16 protein-coding genes and 1 pseudogene are annotated in these 17,118 nt (G+C 70.7%); 7 read left to right on the plus strand and 10 right to left on the minus strand.

Annotated features, from left to right (window positions below; genetic code table 11):
* Positions 1-87: 87 nt before the first annotated feature.
* Positions 88-1,446: a hypothetical protein gene (locus KBY19_RS08470; protein WP_143674949.1), complete on the plus strand. Its 1,359-nt coding sequence runs from the start codon at positions 88-90 to the stop codon at positions 1,444-1,446.
* 70 nt (positions 1,447-1,516) lie between these two features.
* Here the strand turns inward: KBY19_RS08470 and KBY19_RS08475 are convergent, their stop codons facing one another.
* A complete protein-coding gene (locus KBY19_RS08475) occupies positions 1,517-2,719 on the minus strand; it encodes an NAD(P)/FAD-dependent oxidoreductase (RefSeq protein ID WP_210965512.1) in 1,203 nt (400 codons plus the stop codon).
* Positions 2,720-2,812: 93 nt separating this feature from the next.
* The gene (sigJ, locus tag KBY19_RS08480) at positions 2,813-3,757 is read right to left on the minus strand and encodes an RNA polymerase sigma factor SigJ (RefSeq protein WP_099885946.1); all 945 of its coding nucleotides are present in this window, start codon (positions 3,755-3,757) and stop codon (positions 2,813-2,815) included.
* A 184-nt stretch (positions 3,758-3,941) separates the two neighbouring features.
* Between sigJ and KBY19_RS08485 the strand changes: the two genes are divergently transcribed.
* The 3 genes from KBY19_RS08485 (at position 3,942) to KBY19_RS08495 (ending at position 6,899) form a co-directional block, all read left to right on the plus strand.
* The gene (locus tag KBY19_RS08485) at positions 3,942-4,697 is read left to right on the plus strand and encodes an SDR family NAD(P)-dependent oxidoreductase (RefSeq protein WP_099885945.1); all 756 of its coding nucleotides are present in this window, start codon (positions 3,942-3,944) and stop codon (positions 4,695-4,697) included.
* 227 nt (positions 4,698-4,924) lie between these two features.
* Entirely contained in the window at positions 4,925-6,280 is a 1,356-nt protein-coding gene (locus KBY19_RS08490) for a hypothetical protein (protein ID WP_210965513.1), read from the plus strand.
* A 145-nt stretch (positions 6,281-6,425) separates the two neighbouring features.
* Entirely contained in the window at positions 6,426-6,899 is a 474-nt protein-coding gene (locus tag KBY19_RS08495; RefSeq protein WP_099885943.1) for a carboxymuconolactone decarboxylase family protein, read from the plus strand.
* A 178-nt stretch (positions 6,900-7,077) separates the two neighbouring features.
* Here the strand turns inward: KBY19_RS08495 and KBY19_RS08500 are convergent, their stop codons facing one another.
* Complete coding sequence (locus KBY19_RS08500) at positions 7,078-7,926, minus strand: oxidoreductase (protein WP_099885942.1); 849 nt, start codon at positions 7,924-7,926, stop codon at positions 7,078-7,080.
* A 39-nt stretch (positions 7,927-7,965) separates the two neighbouring features.
* Between KBY19_RS08500 and KBY19_RS08505 the strand changes: the two genes are divergently transcribed.
* Positions 7,966-8,658: a DNA-binding response regulator gene (locus tag KBY19_RS08505; RefSeq protein ID WP_247690760.1), complete on the plus strand. Its 693-nt coding sequence runs from the start codon at positions 7,966-7,968 to the stop codon at positions 8,656-8,658.
* A 108-nt stretch (positions 8,659-8,766) separates the two neighbouring features.
* Here the strand turns inward: KBY19_RS08505 and KBY19_RS37475 are convergent, their stop codons facing one another.
* Positions 8,767-9,078, minus strand: coding sequence for a hypothetical protein (locus KBY19_RS37475; RefSeq protein WP_307843470.1), 312 nt, complete (start codon positions 9,076-9,078; stop codon positions 8,767-8,769).
* Between KBY19_RS37475 and KBY19_RS08515 the strand changes: the two are divergent.
* A pseudogene (locus tag KBY19_RS08515) lies at positions 8,970-9,272 on the plus strand (aldo/keto reductase); the annotation flags it as partial. The gene KBY19_RS37475 and the pseudogene KBY19_RS08515 overlap by 109 nt on opposite strands.
* 202 nt (positions 9,273-9,474) lie before the next feature.
* On the opposite strand, the gene KBY19_RS08520 reads toward KBY19_RS08515, so the two are convergent.
* Together KBY19_RS08520 and KBY19_RS08525 are read right to left on the minus strand one after the other, a co-directional pair.
* On the minus strand, positions 9,475-9,765 hold the full coding sequence (locus KBY19_RS08520; protein ID WP_099885941.1) for a hypothetical protein: 291 nt from the start codon (positions 9,763-9,765) through the stop codon (positions 9,475-9,477).
* Positions 9,762-10,472 carry an HNH endonuclease family protein gene (locus tag KBY19_RS08525; RefSeq protein ID WP_247690745.1) on the minus strand — a complete coding sequence of 237 codons (711 nt, stop codon included), beginning with the start codon at positions 10,470-10,472 and terminating at the stop codon, positions 9,762-9,764. Before KBY19_RS08525 ends, KBY19_RS08520 begins: the two co-directional genes overlap by 4 nt.
* Positions 10,473-10,854: 382 nt before the next feature.
* Between KBY19_RS08525 and KBY19_RS08530 the strand changes: the two genes are divergently transcribed.
* Complete coding sequence (locus tag KBY19_RS08530; RefSeq protein WP_099885940.1) at positions 10,855-12,555, plus strand: SpoIIE family protein phosphatase; 1,701 nt, start codon at positions 10,855-10,857, stop codon at positions 12,553-12,555.
* An 87-nt stretch (positions 12,556-12,642) separates the two neighbouring features.
* Here the strand turns inward: KBY19_RS08530 and KBY19_RS08535 are convergent, their stop codons facing one another.
* From KBY19_RS08535 to KBY19_RS08550, 4 genes are all read right to left on the minus strand, one after another.
* Complete coding sequence (locus tag KBY19_RS08535) at positions 12,643-14,310, minus strand: alpha/beta fold hydrolase (RefSeq protein ID WP_210965515.1); 1,668 nt, start codon at positions 14,308-14,310, stop codon at positions 12,643-12,645.
* Positions 14,311-14,601: 291 nt separating this feature from the next.
* Positions 14,602-15,489, minus strand: coding sequence for an aminoglycoside phosphotransferase family protein (locus tag KBY19_RS08540; RefSeq protein WP_210965534.1), 888 nt, complete (start codon positions 15,487-15,489; stop codon positions 14,602-14,604).
* 79 nt (positions 15,490-15,568) lie between these two features.
* The gene (locus tag KBY19_RS08545; protein WP_307843471.1) at positions 15,569-16,075 is read right to left on the minus strand and encodes an aldehyde dehydrogenase family protein; all 507 of its coding nucleotides are present in this window, start codon (positions 16,073-16,075) and stop codon (positions 15,569-15,571) included.
* A 57-nt stretch (positions 16,076-16,132) separates the two neighbouring features.
* Positions 16,133-16,867 (minus strand): hypothetical protein, encoded by a 735-nt coding sequence (locus KBY19_RS08550; RefSeq protein ID WP_210965517.1) that lies wholly within the window; start codon positions 16,865-16,867, stop codon positions 16,133-16,135.
* Between the last annotated feature and the right edge of the window lie 251 nt (positions 16,868-17,118).

The raw sequence follows: 17,118 nt of genomic DNA on the forward strand, positions 1-17,118 counted from the left end.
GGCTCGCCGGGGCCGCGACCCAGTCGCCGCCCACTGTCGACGGATCTCCGACTCGGCTGCCTCCGGGCTCGTCCTTACACTGCGGGAATGCTCAGCCCCCTCCCCCGCCTGCCCGCGCCCTACGCCCCCGCGCACGCGTGGGTGGCGTACGACCTGGCCGTCCGCCGCGAGCGGTACTGGACACCGGGCCAACAATGGACACCGGGCCCGCGTCGCGTCCCCGACCAGCCCTCGGACCCCGCGGTGGCGCTCCGCCACCGCGACGGGCGCGTGCGCGAAGCGGCGCTGCGCGCCGGGGTGTCCGATGAGCTGCTGCCACTGGTGGTGTTGCGCTGCGCCGATTGGGCCGGGCCCGTGCGGGAGACGGCACGGAGGGTCCTCGAACAGGCCGCACCTGAGGCGCTGGTGGGCGCAGCAGCCGTTGTGCTCCACGCCGCCGCCCGCAAGCGCGGCGGTGCCGCGCTCTCCCTGCTGGAGACGCGACTGGCCGAAGGCGGCCCGGAGCTGTGGGAACGCGCCTGCGCACACCCGCTGCGCGAGGTGCGGCGCTGGGCGTACGGACGGGCGGTGCGCAACGGTCGGCTCACGACTGAGCAGTTCGCGCGTGGCGCGGTACGCGACCCGGATGTCGTCGTCCAGGAACGCTGCGCGGAGGCGGCGCTCGCCGCCTGCCCGTCCCCCGTACCGCCCGAAGTGCTCGAGGTGCTGCTGGGTGCGCGCAGCGCGCGCGTCCGTGCCGTCGCCGTCACCGCGCTGCGGCGACTCGGGCAGCCGCTGCGAGCGGCCGACTGGCTGATCGACCGGTCGCCGAGCGTACGGGCCTGCGCGCAGTGGGCCGTTCGGCAGGGAGGCGGAGACCCCCTTGCGTACTACCGACGGGCCGCCGCCGAGGCTCCTGGCCGCGCGCGGCCATCGGTTGTCGCAGGCCTCGGCGAGTGCGGCGGACCGGCCGACGCCGAGCTGGTGCTGCCCTGTCTGGCCGATGCGCGGCCCGGTGTGCGCGCGGCGGCGGTCGGCGCGCTACGAGCGCTGGGAGCCGCGTCCCCCGAGCGCGTGGCGCCGTTGCTGGACGACCGGTCGCCCGCCGTCGTACGACGCGTCTGCGGCGCCCTCCTGTCCGACGCGGAGGCGCTGTCGCCGGACGCGTTGCGGGCCCGGCTGGAGTCGGACCGGCCCCGGCACATCCGGCTGGCAGCTCTTCGCCTGCTCGCGGTCCACCGCGGCCTGGCTCCGCTCCGGGCCGGGCTCGCGCTGGTGGAGGACCCGGATCACGAGATACGCGTCCGGGCCCGCGCCCTGGTGATCCGCTGGGCACCGCCCGACTCGGCGGCCCTCGCAGCCGCGCTTCCCGCTCCCGAACGCGCCCGCCTCACCGCCGAGATCGACCACGCGGCCCCCGCCCTCGGGCCTTCCGTCGTGCGCTTCCTGCACTGGATCCTGCGGTAGACCTGCCCTCGACGGGTACCAGGGCAACCGGGCGGCGGCGGGCGCCGCCTGGCTCGATCCGGTCGCCGGGTCAGACCCGGGCCTGCGCGTGGGCGGGCGAGTCGGCCTGGGCCCGCTCGCGCGGGACGCGGCGGCGCCGGGTCGGCATCGCGAACGTCGGGTTGGCGACGCCCCAGGCCGCGCCTTTGCAGACCAGTTCCTTGTAGACGGCGGCGATCCGGCCGGTCAGTGCGGCCCGCAGGGCGCGGTCGTCCGCGGTGACGTACTGGATCAGGCCTTCCCTGCGGCCCAGCGAGATGCACTGGTTGAAGTAGCGGAGCGGCACGTTGGGGAGTTTCCCGTCGGTCAGCCGCGCCGCGATGGCGTCGGCGGCCTGCCACGCGGTGGGGGTGCCCGTGGCGCAGGACATGCGCAGCGGCTTGTCGCCGGGGCCCCTCACCATGGCCGCGTCGCCGACGGCGTACACGTCGGGGTGCGAGACCGAGCGCATGGTGTTGTCGACCACGATCTGGCCGGTGCCGGTGACTTCCAAGGCGGAGGCCCCGGCGATCGGATGGACAGCGAAGCCGGTGGTCCACACCGTGACCGAGGCCGGGATGGTGTTGCCGCCCTCGGTGGTGACGCAGTCGGCTCGGACGCCGGTGACGGCGGCATGCTCGTGCACGGTGATGCCGAGCTTGTCGAAGACCTTCCGCAGGTGCTGACGGCCTCGGGGGGAGAGCCGGTCGCCGAGGCCGTCGCGCGCGATCAGGGCGACATCGAGGTCCGGGCGGGCCTCGGCGATCTCGGTCGCGGCCTCCAGACCGGTGAGGCCGCCACCGACGACGGCCACGGGCTGTCCGGCCTCCAGTCGGGCCAGTCGGGCGCGCAGCCGGAGCGCTCCGGGACGACTGGCGATCTCGTGAGCGTACTCGGCGGTGCCGGGGACCTCCTGGTGGTTCCAGCCGCTGCCGAGGGCGTACACAAGCGTGTCGTACTCCAGTTCCTCGGGACCGTCGGCGCCGAGGACGGTGGCGGTCTTGCTGTCGGCGTCGACGCCGGTGACCTTCGCGAACTTCAGTTCGACGCCCGTACCGGCGAACATGTCGCCGAGCGGCCGCGGTTCGAGGTCCTGGCCGACCGCCAGCTGGTGCATCCGGACGCGCTCGACGAAGTCGGGCTCGGCATTGACGAGGGTGACGGTGACGTCCTCACGGTGCAGCCGCTTGGCGAGGCGCCCGGCTGCGGAGGCTCCGGCGTACCCGGCTCCGAGGACGATGATGCGGTGCCGCATGTGTCTGCTCCTGTCTGGCGTGGACTCGCCCCTTGAACCGGGCAGCCCCACGGTTTCTGACAGAAACGCGATGTGAACCACGTCACATCGTGGTCAGAAGGCCTTGAGCAGGGGTTCTCCGTGATCGGCTGCCGCCCACCGCTCGGTCGCCCGCACGAGCTTGTCGGGGTTGATCTGGTTGCGGAACGCGGCGACGCCCTCAGCGTTCACCTCCAGACACATGACACCGACGACCCGGCCGTCGACCACCGCCACGATGGCGGGGTCGCCGTTGGCGGTCGTGGCGTAGACGTCGGGTGAGCCGCCGATCAGCGCGCGCTTGGCCTCGCCGGGTTTGAACAGGCCCCGCATGAACTTCGCGACAGCGAGGGCGCCTTCGAACGCCTTGGCGCGGGCCGGGACCTTGCCGCCGCCGTCGCCGATCGCGAAGGCGTTGTCGGTGAGCAGTTGCACGAGCGGTTCGGTCCGGCCGCTGGTGGCGGCCGCGAGAAACTCCTCGACGACCCGTCGGGCGGCGGCCTCGTCGATCTCGGTACGGGCCTTGCCGTCCGCGACCCGTCTCTTGGCGCGGTGGAAGAGCTGCTGACTGGATGCCTCGCTGATGTCGAGGATCTCAGCGATCTCCCGGTGCGGATACTCGAATGCCTCCCGCAGTACATACACCGCGCGCTCCTGGGGGGAGAGTCGCTCCAGGAGGGTGAGGACCGCGTAGGAGACCGATTCACGCTGCTCGGCGGTGTCGGCCGGGCCGAGCATCGGGTCCCCCGGGAGCAAGGGCTCGGGGAGCCATTGGCCGACGTAGGTCTCGCGTCGTGCGCGGGCGGAGGTGAGCTGGTTGCGGCACACATTGGTGAGCACCTTCGTCAGCCACGCCTCGGGGACCTCGATCCGGTCGACGTCGGCTGCGTGCCAGCGCAGAAAGGTCTCCTGCACGGCGTCCTCGGCCTCACCTGCGGAGCCGAGGAGCCGGTAGGCGATGGCCTCCAGCCGGGGCCTGAAGACCTCGAACCGCTCCACGTCGTCCATGGTCACGGGCATGGCCCCGATCCTAACGCCCACGACCGGCGACGACCGCTCCGCTGCGGCCCCCGAGGCCTGCCGGGCCCCTGCAGACGCGGCCCTTCGAACCGGGTACCGGCCCGCCCGGAGCAGATGGAGCCGGAGCGCGGGCCGAGGACGACGCACGATGGTCCCGCGTCGCGGCTCTGCGTAAGTTGACGGCATGACACCCACAACTGCCACAGGCACCGCCTTGGTCACCGGAGCCTCCCGCGGCCTGGGAGCCGTCATCGCTCGACGTCTGGCGGCCGACGGTCACCCCGTCGCCGTCGGTCACCGGTCGGGGGCTGAAGCAGCCCACAAGGTGGTCGCGGACATACGTGCATCGGGCGGGACCGCCGACGCGTTCGCCGCCGATGTGACGGACGAGGCCGCCGTCACGGATCTCGTTGCCGACGTCACCGCCCGCCTCGGTCCCGTCACCACGCTCGTCGTCAACGCGACCGGCCCGCAGCCCGAACTGGACCCGGCCCAGGTGACCTGGGACGACCATCTCGCCCAGCTCACCTTCTTCGTCAAGAGCCCCACCCTGCTGATGCAGGCGGTCCTGCCGACCATGCGGGAGCGCGGTGATGGCCGCATCATCCAGATCGGTTCCGACGTGCTCGAACGCGTCCTGCCCGCGATGTCGGCGTACACCGCCGCCAAGGCCGCCCAGCACAGCCTGACCGAGTGCTGGGCCCGCGCACTGGGCCCGTACGGGATCACGGTGAACACCGTCGCGCCGGGCTGGATACCGGTCGAGCGGCACGCCGGAGCCAGCCGTGAATCACTCGCCGCCTACACCGCCGACGTACCACTCGGGCGGATGGGCCGTCCGGAGGACGTCGCCGCCGCCGTGGCCTTCCTCGCCTCACCGGAAGCAGCCTTCGTCACCGGGGAACGTGTCAAGGTCAACGGCGGCCACACCCTCGGCTAGCTTCTGCCTCGTCCCTTCGTCCCTTCGTTTCTCCGCCTCTCGTTTCTCCGCCTCGTCGCCTCTTCGGCCGGCGTCGGGTCCGGCGAGATCGGCAACAGACCGCCCGCACCAGCTGCGCCGACTCCTGGCAGCGGCACTCAGAGGGTACGGTGAGCCGCGATTCCCTCCCACGGGGGACCAACACCGAACCGGCGGTGCGGTAGCCGCCGGAACGAAGGGGGACAGACGTGACGCGGTTCGGCAGCCGGGTCAGGGAGTTGGCACTGTGCGCGGCCGTCGCCGGTCTGCTCAGCGGATGCGGCGGCGGTGACGACGCGGACGGTGAGGAGACCAAGCGCAAGAGCGGCAGCGATTCCCGGAGCAGCGCCGAGGACACGGCACCGGAAGGGAAACAGAAGGAGAGCGCCCCGCCCAGGCGGCCCGCCACTCAGCTCGAAGCCGCTCCCGTCTACGACACCGGTGCCGGCTGGGAGCGGCGCTGGCACGGCGATCCGCTGGTCCTGCCCCGGACGGACGCCGTGGCCGAATTCTCCGGACAGGACGCGCCCCAGGGCCGGTTCACGGTGGTCGACGCCGCAACCGGTAAGGTCCGCTGGATCTCCCGGTCCCTGTCCTCCGTCGCCCCGGCGGACGACTCGGAGATGGACTCCGCGGTACTGACCACCGGCGGCAAGGACTATCTGGCGGCCTGGTCCTCGGGGCGGACCGGTGAGGACGTCGTACGGCGCGGCGAACAGGTCCTCACCGTGGACCTCTTCGACGCCGACGCGTCGGGTGACTCGGTGCCGCCCGCTCACCACGTCGAGATCAAGAACCCGCGGCGGGTATGGCACGGCACGGGCGCGCTCATGGTCGAGCTGAAGGACGAGGTGGTGGCCATCGACCCCGCCACCGGGAAGAAGACCACCTACGACCCGGAAGAGCTGAAGCCGCCGCGCGGCTGCGCCGATTGCTCGCCGGGCGGCAGCGTCGAGGCGATCACCACGGCGGGTCCCGTCGCCCGCACATACATCAATGACTACGACGGCTTCTGGGTGCCCGGTAAATGGGCGAGCGCCGACATCGCTCCCTCCGGCGCCGTCCCGGAGGGAGCACGGACGCAGCCTGTCTCGGACGAGCTGCTGATCGCGCAGTGGGAACGGAAGGGCAACAAGGAAGAGACGGTGTGGGCCGTCGTGAACGCCGCCGACGGCAAGGTTCGGGCATCCGCACAGTGCGGGAGATACGGCTGGCAGGCCGCAAAGAAGACCACACCGCGCCTGTCCGCCAACGGCCGCTTCGTCAGCTACGGCACGGCCGTCTTCGACGTCGAGAAGGGCGACGGGCACTGCTTCCCGGACACGGACAAGTCCAAGGAAGTGATGTTCGATCAGGTGACCGACAAAGGCGAGGCCTTCGGCTACACGAAGGCCGCCGGGCAGGGGCTGAGCACCGAACGGACGCCCGTGCTGATCGACATCACGTCCGGGAAGGCCAAGCCACTCGCCGAAGGTACCGCCGTTCCAGAAGCCGACCTCGCAGGCATGGGGCTTTTCCTGGTCGAGAGGGAAGACAGACTCGTCGCCTACCGGCACGCCGACTGACCGCGCGGCGGGCGTCCTCCCCGCGTCTTCATCGCGTGACCGGCCGACATCGACGAGAGACGCGGGTCACATCCGCTCATGTCACAGGGGACCGAGCTGCCCCGTCTCAGAGAAGGGAGCAACCACCACCACCAAGGGGAACACCATGGACGCGCGACTCGACTACTTCGCCGACCCGACCGCCGGCAAGGCCCTCAAGCACTTCATGTCGGCGGGCAAGGTACTCAAGGAATCGTCGCTGTCGGCCGCGACGCAGGAATTGATCGCGCTGCGCGTCAGTCAGATCAACGGCTGCGCCGTCTGCATCGACATGCACACCAAGGAGGCCGCCGCCGCGGGGGAGAGCGCGGTGCGGCTGCACCTGGTCTCGGCGTGGCGGGAGGCCACGGTCTTCACCGAGGCCGAGCGTGCGGCGCTGGAGCTGGCGGAGGAGGGGACCCGGGTCGCGGACGCGGCCGGCGGGGTCAGCGACGAGGTGTGGGCACGGGCAGCCGAGCACTACGACGAGGAACAGCTCACCACCCTGGTCGTCATGATCTGCTTCATGAACGCGGCGAACCGGCTCAACATCATCGCCCAGCAGCCGGCCGGCGACTACGAGGTCGGGCAGTTCCACTGAGCCGCACCGGCCGGCAACCGGCCCGGGGCACCGGCAGCGCGCCCCGGGCCACCGGGCCACCCGGGCCACCCGGGCCACCGCGCACCGGGCACCCGGGTCGGCGAGTGGGCATCGTGCGTCTTCACCGCGACGGGACGCTCGTCGAGGGCGCGGTGCTACCAGGCACTGGGCCGACCGGTCAGCCGCGCAGGTCGGACAGGTCCTCGTCGCCGAGAGTCAGATCGATCGCGGCGAGGTTCTCCTCGAGGTGGTCGAGCGAGCCGGTACCCGGTATCGCCAGCACCGACGGCGACCTCGCCAACAGCGAGGCGATCCGCACCTGCGCGGCGGTCGCACCCAACCGTGCCGCCACCTCGCCGAGTTGTTCGGCGTCGAGCGAGTCACGGTCATCGCCGCCGCCGAGTGGGAAGTACGGCACATATGCGATGCCCGCATCCTCACACTCCGCGAGGAGCTCCATGGCATCGGTGTACTGGTTCTGCACCGCCGTGACGGGCGCGATCGCCCGCGCCTCGGCGAACTGAGCAGCGTCAACGTTGCTGACTCCCAGGTGCCGGATCAGCCCCTCCACCCGGAGCTCGGCCAGCACCGCGAACCGGTCGGCGATCGACTCGCCGTCCGGCCCGGTGACCCCGCCCACCCTCAAATAGACCAGGTCGAGCCGGTCCAGCCCAAGGGCACGCAGATCCGCCTCGACCAATCCGCGCAGTTGGTCAGGCGTCGCCTGGCCGCTCGGCACACCGTCCGGACCGAGCAGCGGCCCGACCTTGGTGGCGATCACCAGATCGTCACGGTAGGGGGTCAGTGCCGTACGGATCAGCTCGTTGGCCCACACCGTTCCCCTGCCGTAGAAGCCGGCCGTGTCGATGTGGTTCACGCCCAGTTCAACGGCGCGCCGAAGCACGGCGATGCCGCTCTCGGGGGCTCGTGCCGGACCGGTGAAGGTGCTCATCGCCAGGCGCATCGCGCCGAAGCCGAGCCGGTTGAGGGTCAGGTCTCCGCCGAGGGAGAAGGTTCTGCTCGTCATGACTCGATGGTGTCCACCTGCACCGTGCCGGGCGAGCGGATGGCCATTTGCTGCCAGACTGGCGAAGTGCGGAACGAACAGGTGTTTTCAGTCCGAGGGGACGAGGAGCTGGTCGCGCGTGCCGGTCATCTCTTCGCTTCCGTACAGAACGAGTTCCTGTGCGCCGCCCGAGACCTGAGGACCTGGTCGCAGCCGGAAACCAGGGCAGCGGTCCAGGGCCGGGTGCGCAGCAGCGCTGCCGCGGATCTCGCCCCTCGCAAGCTGCTCAGCCCGGTGGCGCTCGCCGATGAGGAGGCCCGCGCCCACCTGCGGTCCGTGCAGAACATGGGGGCTCTCGTGCGGATCAGCGGCTCTCCGCTGCCGCACGAGACCATCCTCATCGACCGGCGCGTGGTGATCCTGGCCGGCCAGGAGACCCCTGTCGGCCGGGAGTACACCGTGTCGACGTCGCGGGTCCTGGTCGACAGCGTCCATTCGCTGTTCCAGGCGATCTGGCACACTGCTGTCGATCTCGGCACCTATCTGCGCAGCGACGTCCCCCACCTGGACATGGAACGTCGCAGAATCCTCGAAGCGCTCGGCTCGGGACTGACCGACGAGTCGGCGGCCAAACGGCTCGGCGTCTCGCTCCGCACCTATCGCCGGCGCGTGGCCGAGCTGATGGCCACGCTGAAGGCCGACTCCCGCTTCCAGGCCGGGCTGCGCGCAGGCGAACTGGGACTGTCCCCTTGAGCTCCTCGATCTTTCGCGACGGGCCACCGACGGAGGCGTTTCGTGGCCACGGGCCGGGAGCGTCGAGGACGCTCCGTCACCGTGCGGACCCTTGAGGTCCGTTCGGCATCACTGTGCGGACAACCGCTCCAATGCCGACCGGCTCCGGTCGTCCGCGGCGCGGAAGATCATCAATCGCTGGTCCGGGTCTTGGAGCGGCACGAGCACTTCGACATGCACCGAGATCACACCGGCGTCGGGATGCCGCATCACCTTGTGCCCGCGGCCGTTGACCTTGATGTCCTGCTCGGCCCACAGCCGTGCGAATTCCTCGCAACCTTGCCATTGCTGATGCCGTGCAGGAGGTCGCCTCGGAGCTGGGCCGCACACCCGCCCAGGTCGGGCTGGCCTGGACCCTGCAGAATCCGAGCGTGACGACACCCATCATCGGCGCCCGCACCCTCGCGCAGCTGGAGGACAATCTGGGCGCCCTGGAGGTCGACTTCACTGCCGCCCAGCTGGCCCGTCTGCACGAGGTCAGTGCGATAGGACTCGGTTTCCCGCACGACATGCTCGCCAGTGACCACATCCGCAAGGTGGCCACAGGCGATCTGAAGCTCGAAGACCGTCGCTGATTCTCGGACCGGTCAAGGGTCGGTGGTGTGAGCGTGCCCGGCTGGAGCCGTTGCCGCCGAAGGACACGAAGCCGGGCCGGGTGGGAGTCGCGGGACCGGTTCCACGGTCTCTTGCGGCACCGGCAGCCCGCTGGCGCCCGGGCCGGGGAGCGTCACCCGGCTCGTGCATGGGGAGATGGTGCCGGGCCGGTCCGGCAGGTGCTCACCGGGGGGCTCGGGCGCCGCCGCCCCGCCGCAGCAGATCGACGACCTGGGCGTGGAGGGCGGCCAGCCCTTCGCGAGGCAGCGGCGCCGGGCTGCCGGTGAGGGTGTACCACTCCTCCGCGCCGGTGTACTGGACCTCGACCGCTGCCCGTCCGCCGGGCGCCGACCGGGTCACCACGGTCACGTCGCCGGTGATGACCCCCACCTCGTCGGTCATGATCCCGCCCGGCCCTGCCTGGACGCGGTCCTCGTACCGGCCCGGAGCGCGGTCGGTGTCACGGCTGGTCATCGGCTGCAGGTCGCCAGCATGTCGTCGAGCTCGTTCTTCTCCGCGCGTGTGACGGTCAGCTGGTAGGTGGCCTTCACCGAGGTCCAGGCGCGGGCGTAGACGCACCAGGTGGCCTTCACCAGGGGTTGCCATTCCTCGGGCCCCTGGTCGCCCTTGGTCCGGTTGGTGGACGCGGTCACCGCCAACAGCTGGGGGTGCGTCAGGTCGTTGGCGAACGCCTCGCGCTTCTTCTGCGGCCACGAGTCGGCCCCGGAGCGCCAGGCATTGGCGAGCGGGACCATGTGGTCGATGTCCAGCTCGGAAGCGTCGCTGACCTTCTTGCCGTCGTAGAGGCTGGTCCAACGGCCGGAGACCGCCCGGCACTCCTCGTCCCGCTCCACATCGGTGCCGGAGCGGGCGAGGACCTTCTCCCGGGTGTCGCAGCTGTCGCCCTGCGCGCTCCAGTGCGGGAACCGTTCACGGCTGTAGCCGGACATCGAACGGTGCGCCGCGACCTCCAGCTCGTCCAGCTGCTGCCGGGCCTTCGCAGCCGTCGGCAGGCCGGGCAAGCGCCCTTCGCCACCCGGGTTCTCCCCGTCGGCTGAGGGCTCGTCGGCGGACGGCTTGTCCTGCCCCGGCGACGACGTGTCCGAGGGCGAGCAGCCCATCGCGGTGAGGAGTACGGCCAGCGCCAGCGCCTTCGGTCCCCACCACCCCTTGCGCCGCATAGCTCTCCTGTATCGCCTTCGACAGTCCGTTTTCGAGAGTCCGTCCGGGCGCAGCCTACCCAGGCCGGCCCATGCCCCACGCCTCCCCCGTCCGGCGAAGCCGTGACCGACGACGGCTCGCCCACCCCGCGACGGCCGCCCACGCCCGAAGTCGCCCCGGTGCCCGGTCGCCTGGGACGCCACCGCTGTCGAGTCCGTACGACGTCTTGCTCCACCTCTCGCGTATTGCACCCGGATGCCTTCTTATGGCGGAAGGCAGCGAGGGCCCGGCCATGGTCGGGTGGAGATGGGTGATGGTGGCAGCGCGCCGTCGACGTTTCGTCGGCGGCGGGGGCGATCATCACGCCGAGGCGGGAACGATCGGGTCGAGGAGTCGCACATCATGGTCTCAGGAGAGGACGGCCAGGGCGGTCAGCGATCCCCGCACGGGTTGCCCGAGGTGTGCTCCTCCGGGATGCTCTTGCTGGATCAGCAGGCACGCATCGTCCAAGTGAATCGCGAGGCAGAGGCCCTGCTCGGTGTCGAGGCGGCGGATCTGCTCGACCAGGACGCCCACGACCGGCTCCATCGCGACCGGCACGGGCACACGATCCCGCGGAGCAGCTGCCCCCTCCAACGGGCCTTCCACAGCTCTCGGCCGGCTCAGGGGCAACTCGGCTGGTACGAGCGCGGGGACGGCACGCTGCTGCCGGTCTGCTGGTTCATCACCCCGTGCCGGATCAGTGCGGAGACGGACGGCGCGATGGTGCTCTTCTACACGGGCGCTCCGGATGACGGCACCGGCGAACAGGAGCGTCCCGCGGAAGTGACGCTGCCGGAGCTGGATCGGCTGGCCCTGCTGGCCGAGACCACCACCTCCTTGACCTCGACCTTCGACGTCCATGAAGCGCTGCACCGGCTCACGCGACTGCTGGTGCCCCGCCTGGCGGACTGGGCCGTCATCGATCTGCTCACCGAAGGCGACGAGGTGTGGCGTGCCGCCGTGGTGCACCACGAGGGCGACCGCCTGGTCGACCGCAAGGACCTGCAGGGGCCAATGCCTCCCCTCCCCCAGGAGTCCGTGATGCCGCTTTCACGGGCGCTGCGGGGAGCGGCGTCGACGCTGGCGGTGCCCGAGACGTATCAGGGGCCGCCGGATGCGGGGATCGCGGTGGCACAGCGCAAGCTGTTCGAGGCCACCGGGATGCACTCGGCGGCCATCGCCCCGATCCGGGGGGTGCGGGAGGTGCTGGGCGCCTTGACACTCGGTCAGGCCGAGCGGGCCGAGCGCTTCTCCGACCTGTCCCTGCTGGAGGACATCGCGCGCCGGGCGGGCCTGGCGCTGGAGAACGCACGCCTGTTCCAGCGGCAGCGGCGGGTCACCGAGACCATGCAGCGGCACTTGCTGCCGCAGCTGCCCCGAGAGCCCCGGCTGGAGATGGCGGCCCGGTATGTGGCCGCGCCGGAGGCTTCGGAGGTGGGGGGCGACTGGTACGACGCCTTCTTCCTCCAGGACGGAAATCTTGCTGTGGCCACCGGTGACGTCCTGGGGCACGACGCGGACGCGGCGGCTGCCATGGCGCAGGTCCGTAACATGTTGCGCGCCTACGCCTGGTCCTACCAGGAGCCGCCCAGCGCCGTGGTCGACCGGCTCGACCAGGCCGTGCAGCACATGACCGACGCGTCGTTGGCCACGCTGGTCTTCGCCCGGGTCGAAAGCGATACCGAGGGCCGACAGGGGGGTCAGGTGCGCTGGACGAATGCCGGACATCCGCCGCCGCTCCTGGTCACGCACGACGGGCGGGCCCGGTTCCTGGACAGCGTCGTGGACCCGCTGATCGGTGCGGACTTCCCGGCCTCGCGGCAGGACGCGGCGGTGGACCTTCCCCCGTTGTCGACCCTGGTCTTCTACACCGATGGTCTGATCGAATCGCGCGGCCACTCCCTTGATGAGGGGCTTGATCGATTGAGCGAGCACGCCGCCGCGCTGGCTCGCCGTCCTCTCGACACCTTCTGCGATCTGCTGCTCAATCGCGTCCGGCCCGCCGACAACGACGACGACGTCGCCCTGCTCGCTCTGCGCAGGCCCGCCCGCACCCCGTGAAACCGGTGAGCGGAAGTCTCCCGGCCCGCGGTCCGAGGGGCCCGAGGGGGATCAGTCGTCGGGCCCCGCTCACCGAGTCGACGTGGCTCACGGCCGGCGAGCACCGGCCCCCTTGCGGCTGAAGGGTGTGGTGTTGCCGTCGTCGCACCGGACCGTGCCGGTGGGGACCGCGCTGTGGAGCAGGTGGTTCTGGGTCCAGCGTCGGCTGCAGTCGGTGGGAACACCGTGTCCGAAGCCGTTGATGACGACGAGACCGCGCTGACCGAGGGCGTGGGTCATGTTCCGGGCCCACCTGAGGGGTGTGGACCAGTCCGACTGCTGGTTCATCACCAGGATGGGCGTCTTCGCCCTGTCCCAGGGACCGGTGTGGCGGGGCAGCGCTGCGCGATATTTCTCCGGCCAATCGCGGCAGGTGATGTCCGTGACGACCTCTGCGGGCCCGAAGACGGGCGCCTCGGCGCGTGCCTTCTTGAAGCGCTTCAGCCAGGGCCCGTACTGCTCGGGCAGCGGAGGAAGGTCGAGACAGTCAGTCGTTTCGAGCACGTCCTCCTCGTTGTTGTTCTCCGGCGGGTCGTTCTTCGCCGGTTCCGCGTTCTTGGTGGCGGCAACGCCCTTGGCCGGGGGGAAGGTCTTCTCGTAGAGGCGCTGCAGGCCCTGCGCCGCCTTTCCGGCGCTGCCGGGTGCCTTGAAGGCGTACGCGAGGTCGACGAACCGGTTCCAGGTGTCGGTCGAGGCGGCGTTGGACGAGCGTGCGGCGCCCAAGTGGTGCGCGAGGCGGTGGAACTTCTTTTCCGCGTGCCCGTGGAACGCGCAGTGCTTCGCGTCCAGGTCACATGCCTTCAACATCGCCTTGACGGTCTTCTCACCGCCCTTCGCCTCCGACAGGCTGACGGCGGCGGCGTTGTTCATCTGCGTCCTGGCGTCCACCACTCCGTGCAGGATGAGCGAGCGCACCCGCTTGGGGTACATGTTGGCGTAGACGGCGCCGATGGTCGTGCCGTACGAAATACCGAGGTAGTTGAGCTTCGCGTCCCCGACGGCCCGGCGGAGTCTGTCCAGGTCGTGGACGTTGTCGACGGTGGACATGTACGGAACGAGCCAGCCGGCGTTCTTCACGCAGTCGGCACCGGTGCTGTCCTTGTCCTTCAACTGGTCGAGCATTTCCTGCTCGGTGCGCGGGCTCTCGTGCTCGGTGTCGGCTTCCTGCAGGACGCGGGGGCGCGGAGTTTGTCTTTTGCAGTTCAGCGGGGGACTGCTGTGCCCTACCCCGCGCGGGTCATATGTCACCAGGTCGAACCGCTTGGTGACCTCGTTCGTGGCGTAGGTGGGCCAGCCTTCGCTGTCCGCGTCCTCGATGCCGGAGCCGCCGGGGCCACCGGGGTTCATGATGAGGGAGCCGATGCGCTTCTTGGGGTCGTCGGCGGGCAGTTTCGCCACCGCCAGTTTCAGAGTCCCCTTGCTCGGGTCCCTGTGGTCCAGCGGCGTCTCGAGCGTGCCGCACTTCCACTTGCTTCCCACATCCCAGTCGTCGGCGCATTTGTGCCAGCTGATGGCGGGGGGTGTACCGCTGCCCGTGCCGCCGGGGCGCGGTGTGCTTTCTGCGGATGTGTTCCGCTGGGGGAAGGCAGCCTGTGCCGACGCTGCCGGGGCGGATGCCGTCACCCCCAAGGAGAGCAGTGCCGAGGTGGCCAGCACCACGCGTGAGACGCCTGTTCGCCGCCCCGAGCGCCTCCGGTGTTTCACAGTGCGACTCATGAATCACTCCCTTAGCCATGGCGAGTCAGCACCACCATGAGCCAGGGCCGGAAGCGCCCATCCGGAGACACGTCAGCCGACCGCCATGATTACCCGATTGCTTCGCCGGGGCTCAACGGGTGAATACGGCGTACGGCTGGTGACCCGTTCGGCTTCGTCCGGCCGACGGCTCGGGGCGTTGCCGCCTGCCGGGCAGTCGGACGACGAGGCTGCCGTCCGCAGCGGGACAGCGTGCTGGTGACGGCCATCGGCGGGTGGTCTCCCGCGGGACCTGTCACACGGTGGGACGTCTCAGCCTTCGTCCAACACCGCCCGGATCACGTGTCGAGCGTTGCGCGCCATCGCGGGGTTCGTCTTGCGGTAGTGCGGCAGGGCGATCAGCGCCTGCGACAGTGTCCGCCCCCGGCCACGACGCCAGGTGGCGTCGTCCACGCCGAGCCCGGCGCGGAAGACCTCCCTCGCGTCGGTCGGCAGTAGGTTCCACGCCGGGAACAGGTCGCAGGCGGGGTCGCCCACCCCCGCGCACCCGAAGTCGATCACAGCAGTCAGCCTGCCGCCGCCGTCCACCAGCAGATTGCCCGGCATCAGGTCGGCGTGCAGCCACACCGGCGGCCCTGTCCATCCGGGCGCCCGGAGCGTGTCCTCCCATACGGCAGTCGCGGCGTCGCAGTCGACGCCCTCCTCCGGGATGCCGCGCAGTTGCTCGATCGCCTCCCTGGTCTCCGCGTCGAGCGACGCGACCGGGCCGCCTCGGTGTGCCTTCGGTCCAGCCGGCAGGTCGATGCCGCGCATCGCCGCCACGAATGCGGTCAGGTCCTCGGCGAGGCCCACGGCGTCACCCGGGGCGCCCTCCTGGGGGTGCTCCCCCGGCAGCCACCGGTACACCGCCCACGGCCATGGATACCCGTGGGCGGGCTCACCGGCTCCCAGCAGCTCGGGGACGCCCGTGGGCAGACGGGGTGCCAGTCGCGGCAGCCACTGCTGCTCCCGCAGCACGTCCCCGGCACCGTTCCGTGCCAGCGGCAGCCGTACGACCATCTCGTCGCCCAGCCGGTACATGGCGTTGACCGTCCCGCCGGACGGCCACCGTTCCACCGCCGACCCCGCCCACTGGGGGAACTGTCCGGCGATCAACCGCCGCACAAGTCCGACGTCGACGGGATGCGCACCGTCACGCATCTGCGCTGCGCTCATGGACGTCATCCGAACACCGGCGGCGTTGCGCGTCAAACGCCTTTCCGCGGCAGCGCAGCGGTGGCTACGCGTTGTGCACCAGGTGCTTGATCTCCTGGAACTCCATCAGTGCACGCGGCCCGTTGAGCCGTCCCATGCCGCTTTGTTCGAAGCCGCCTTCCTCCATCTGATCGCGGATGACGGCCCAGGTGTTGGTCCATACCGTGCCCGCGTCCGGCTGCCGGGCCACCCGAAGCGGCCGGTCGACATCCCGTGTCCACACGGAGGCGGCGAGGCCGTATTCGGTGGCGTTGGCCCGACGCACGGCGTCGGCCTCGTCCCCGAACACCTCGAACGTCGCGACGGGGCCGAAGACCTCGCGCTGCACCAGCGGCGCGTCCACATCCTCGATCTCGACCAGGGACGGCCGCAGCAGGGCGTCGGCCCCCTCCGGCCGCAACAGGCCGCCGCGTACCAGGATCTTTCCGTACGCCTCCGATTCGGCGACCAGCGCGTCCATGCGCAGCGCCTGCTCCCGGTCGACGACCGGGCCCATATCGGTGTCCGGCCGGTCACCGGGCCCGGGGCGCACAACCCCGGGTGGAACGGCAACAAGCCGCCGCTCGTCGGCGGCGGCTGCCGGGCGAGATCAGTCGGGCAGTTTGGCCAGTTGCGCGCGCAGCACCTCAGGGGCGGGTTCTGTCTTGTCCGGCTCGATGAGGTTGGTACCGAAGAAGATGGCGAGTGTGGAGCCGGAACGGACAACGGTGAAGGTCAAAGGCATACGTTGGCCGTCCACGGTGCTCTTCATGGAGTAGGACACCCCCTCGTCGCCCTCCGTGGGGTCCGGGAGCGGGACGACGTCCTGGTAGCTGCCGGCCTCGTCCCGGAATCCGCCGGTGCACTTGTTCACCGCCGCTTCGACATCCGCGACGATCTTCGCCGCGTCCCCCTCCCTGTGGCCCAGCAACCCGACGGAGGTGACGAGTCCGTCGTCGCGGCTGGTCGTGACGGCCCCACGGGACTCCGGCGCGGGCACCGAGGTGTGTGCGGCCATGTGGACCAGCGGCGAACATGCCGCGGGTTTCGCGCCGCCTCCCGCCAGCGCGAGCCGGGCCGTGGCCTCGTCGCCCGGCAGGGGTTCGACATCGACGCCCTTGACCTCACCCTTGCGCAGCAGCGCTTTCTTCAGCGCCGCCTTGCCGAGCGGGGGTCGCGCGGACCGGGTGTTCTCGGGCGTGTGCTCGTCCCCCGACGTCTCGGGGGCCTTCTTCCGGGCGCCGTTCGCCGCGTCGTCGTCCCCGGAGGAGCATCCGACGAGCAGCGCGGCTGCGAAGGACAGGGCGACCGCCGCGACGACGGCCTTTCGCGGTTCATGGGACACGGCGGTGGTCCTTCCGCTCACAGGCCCGACCACTTCGGGCATCTAGGTGACCGCTGCGCGGGCCCGGAGGTTGCCCTCTTCTCCCGGTTCCCCTGCCGTCCGCAACGAACGGGGCGCGTCAGGGGGGTTGACACCGCGATTGGCATGGACCTGTTCATGATCCCTGGTTAAGGTGCGCAGCGGCATGTCCCGGGACCGCTCCCAGGCTCTGCTGTTCCACCCCCACCACACTGGAACAACGAAAGGCCGAT

Origin of the sequence: Streptomyces sp. B15 (genome assembly GCF_018070605.1) — a bacterium.
GTDB classification, from domain to species: domain Bacteria; phylum Actinomycetota; class Actinomycetes; order Streptomycetales; family Streptomycetaceae; genus Streptomyces; species Streptomyces smyrnaeus.

Coding starts and splice junctions, on each gene's coding strand:
- KBY19_RS08470 (WP_143674949.1), top strand. CDS start 88: ATGCTCAGCCCCCTCCCCCGCCTGCCCGCGCCCTACGCCCCCGCGCAC.
- KBY19_RS08475 (WP_210965512.1), bottom strand. CDS start 2,719: ATGCGGCACCGCATCATCGTCCTCGGAGCCGGGTACGCCGGAGCCTCC.
- sigJ (WP_099885946.1), bottom strand. CDS start 3,757: ATGCCCGTGACCATGGACGACGTGGAGCGGTTCGAGGTCTTCAGGCCC.
- KBY19_RS08485 (WP_099885945.1), top strand. CDS start 3,942: ATGACACCCACAACTGCCACAGGCACCGCCTTGGTCACCGGAGCCTCC.
- KBY19_RS08495 (WP_099885943.1), top strand. CDS start 6,426: ATGGACGCGCGACTCGACTACTTCGCCGACCCGACCGCCGGCAAGGCC.
- KBY19_RS08500 (WP_099885942.1), bottom strand. CDS start 7,926: ATGACGAGCAGAACCTTCTCCCTCGGCGGAGACCTGACCCTCAACCGG.
- KBY19_RS08505 (WP_247690760.1), top strand. CDS start 7,966: ATGGCCATTTGCTGCCAGACTGGCGAAGTGCGGAACGAACAGGTGTTT.
- KBY19_RS08520 (WP_099885941.1), bottom strand. CDS start 9,765: ATGACCAGCCGTGACACCGACCGCGCTCCGGGCCGGTACGAGGACCGC.
- KBY19_RS08525 (WP_247690745.1), bottom strand. CDS start 10,472: ATGCGGCGCAAGGGGTGGTGGGGACCGAAGGCGCTGGCGCTGGCCGTA.
- KBY19_RS08530 (WP_099885940.1), top strand. CDS start 10,855: ATGGTCTCAGGAGAGGACGGCCAGGGCGGTCAGCGATCCCCGCACGGG.
- KBY19_RS08535 (WP_210965515.1), bottom strand. CDS start 14,310: ATGAGTCGCACTGTGAAACACCGGAGGCGCTCGGGGCGGCGAACAGGC.
- KBY19_RS08540 (WP_210965534.1), bottom strand. CDS start 15,489: ATGCGTGACGGTGCGCATCCCGTCGACGTCGGACTTGTGCGGCGGTTG.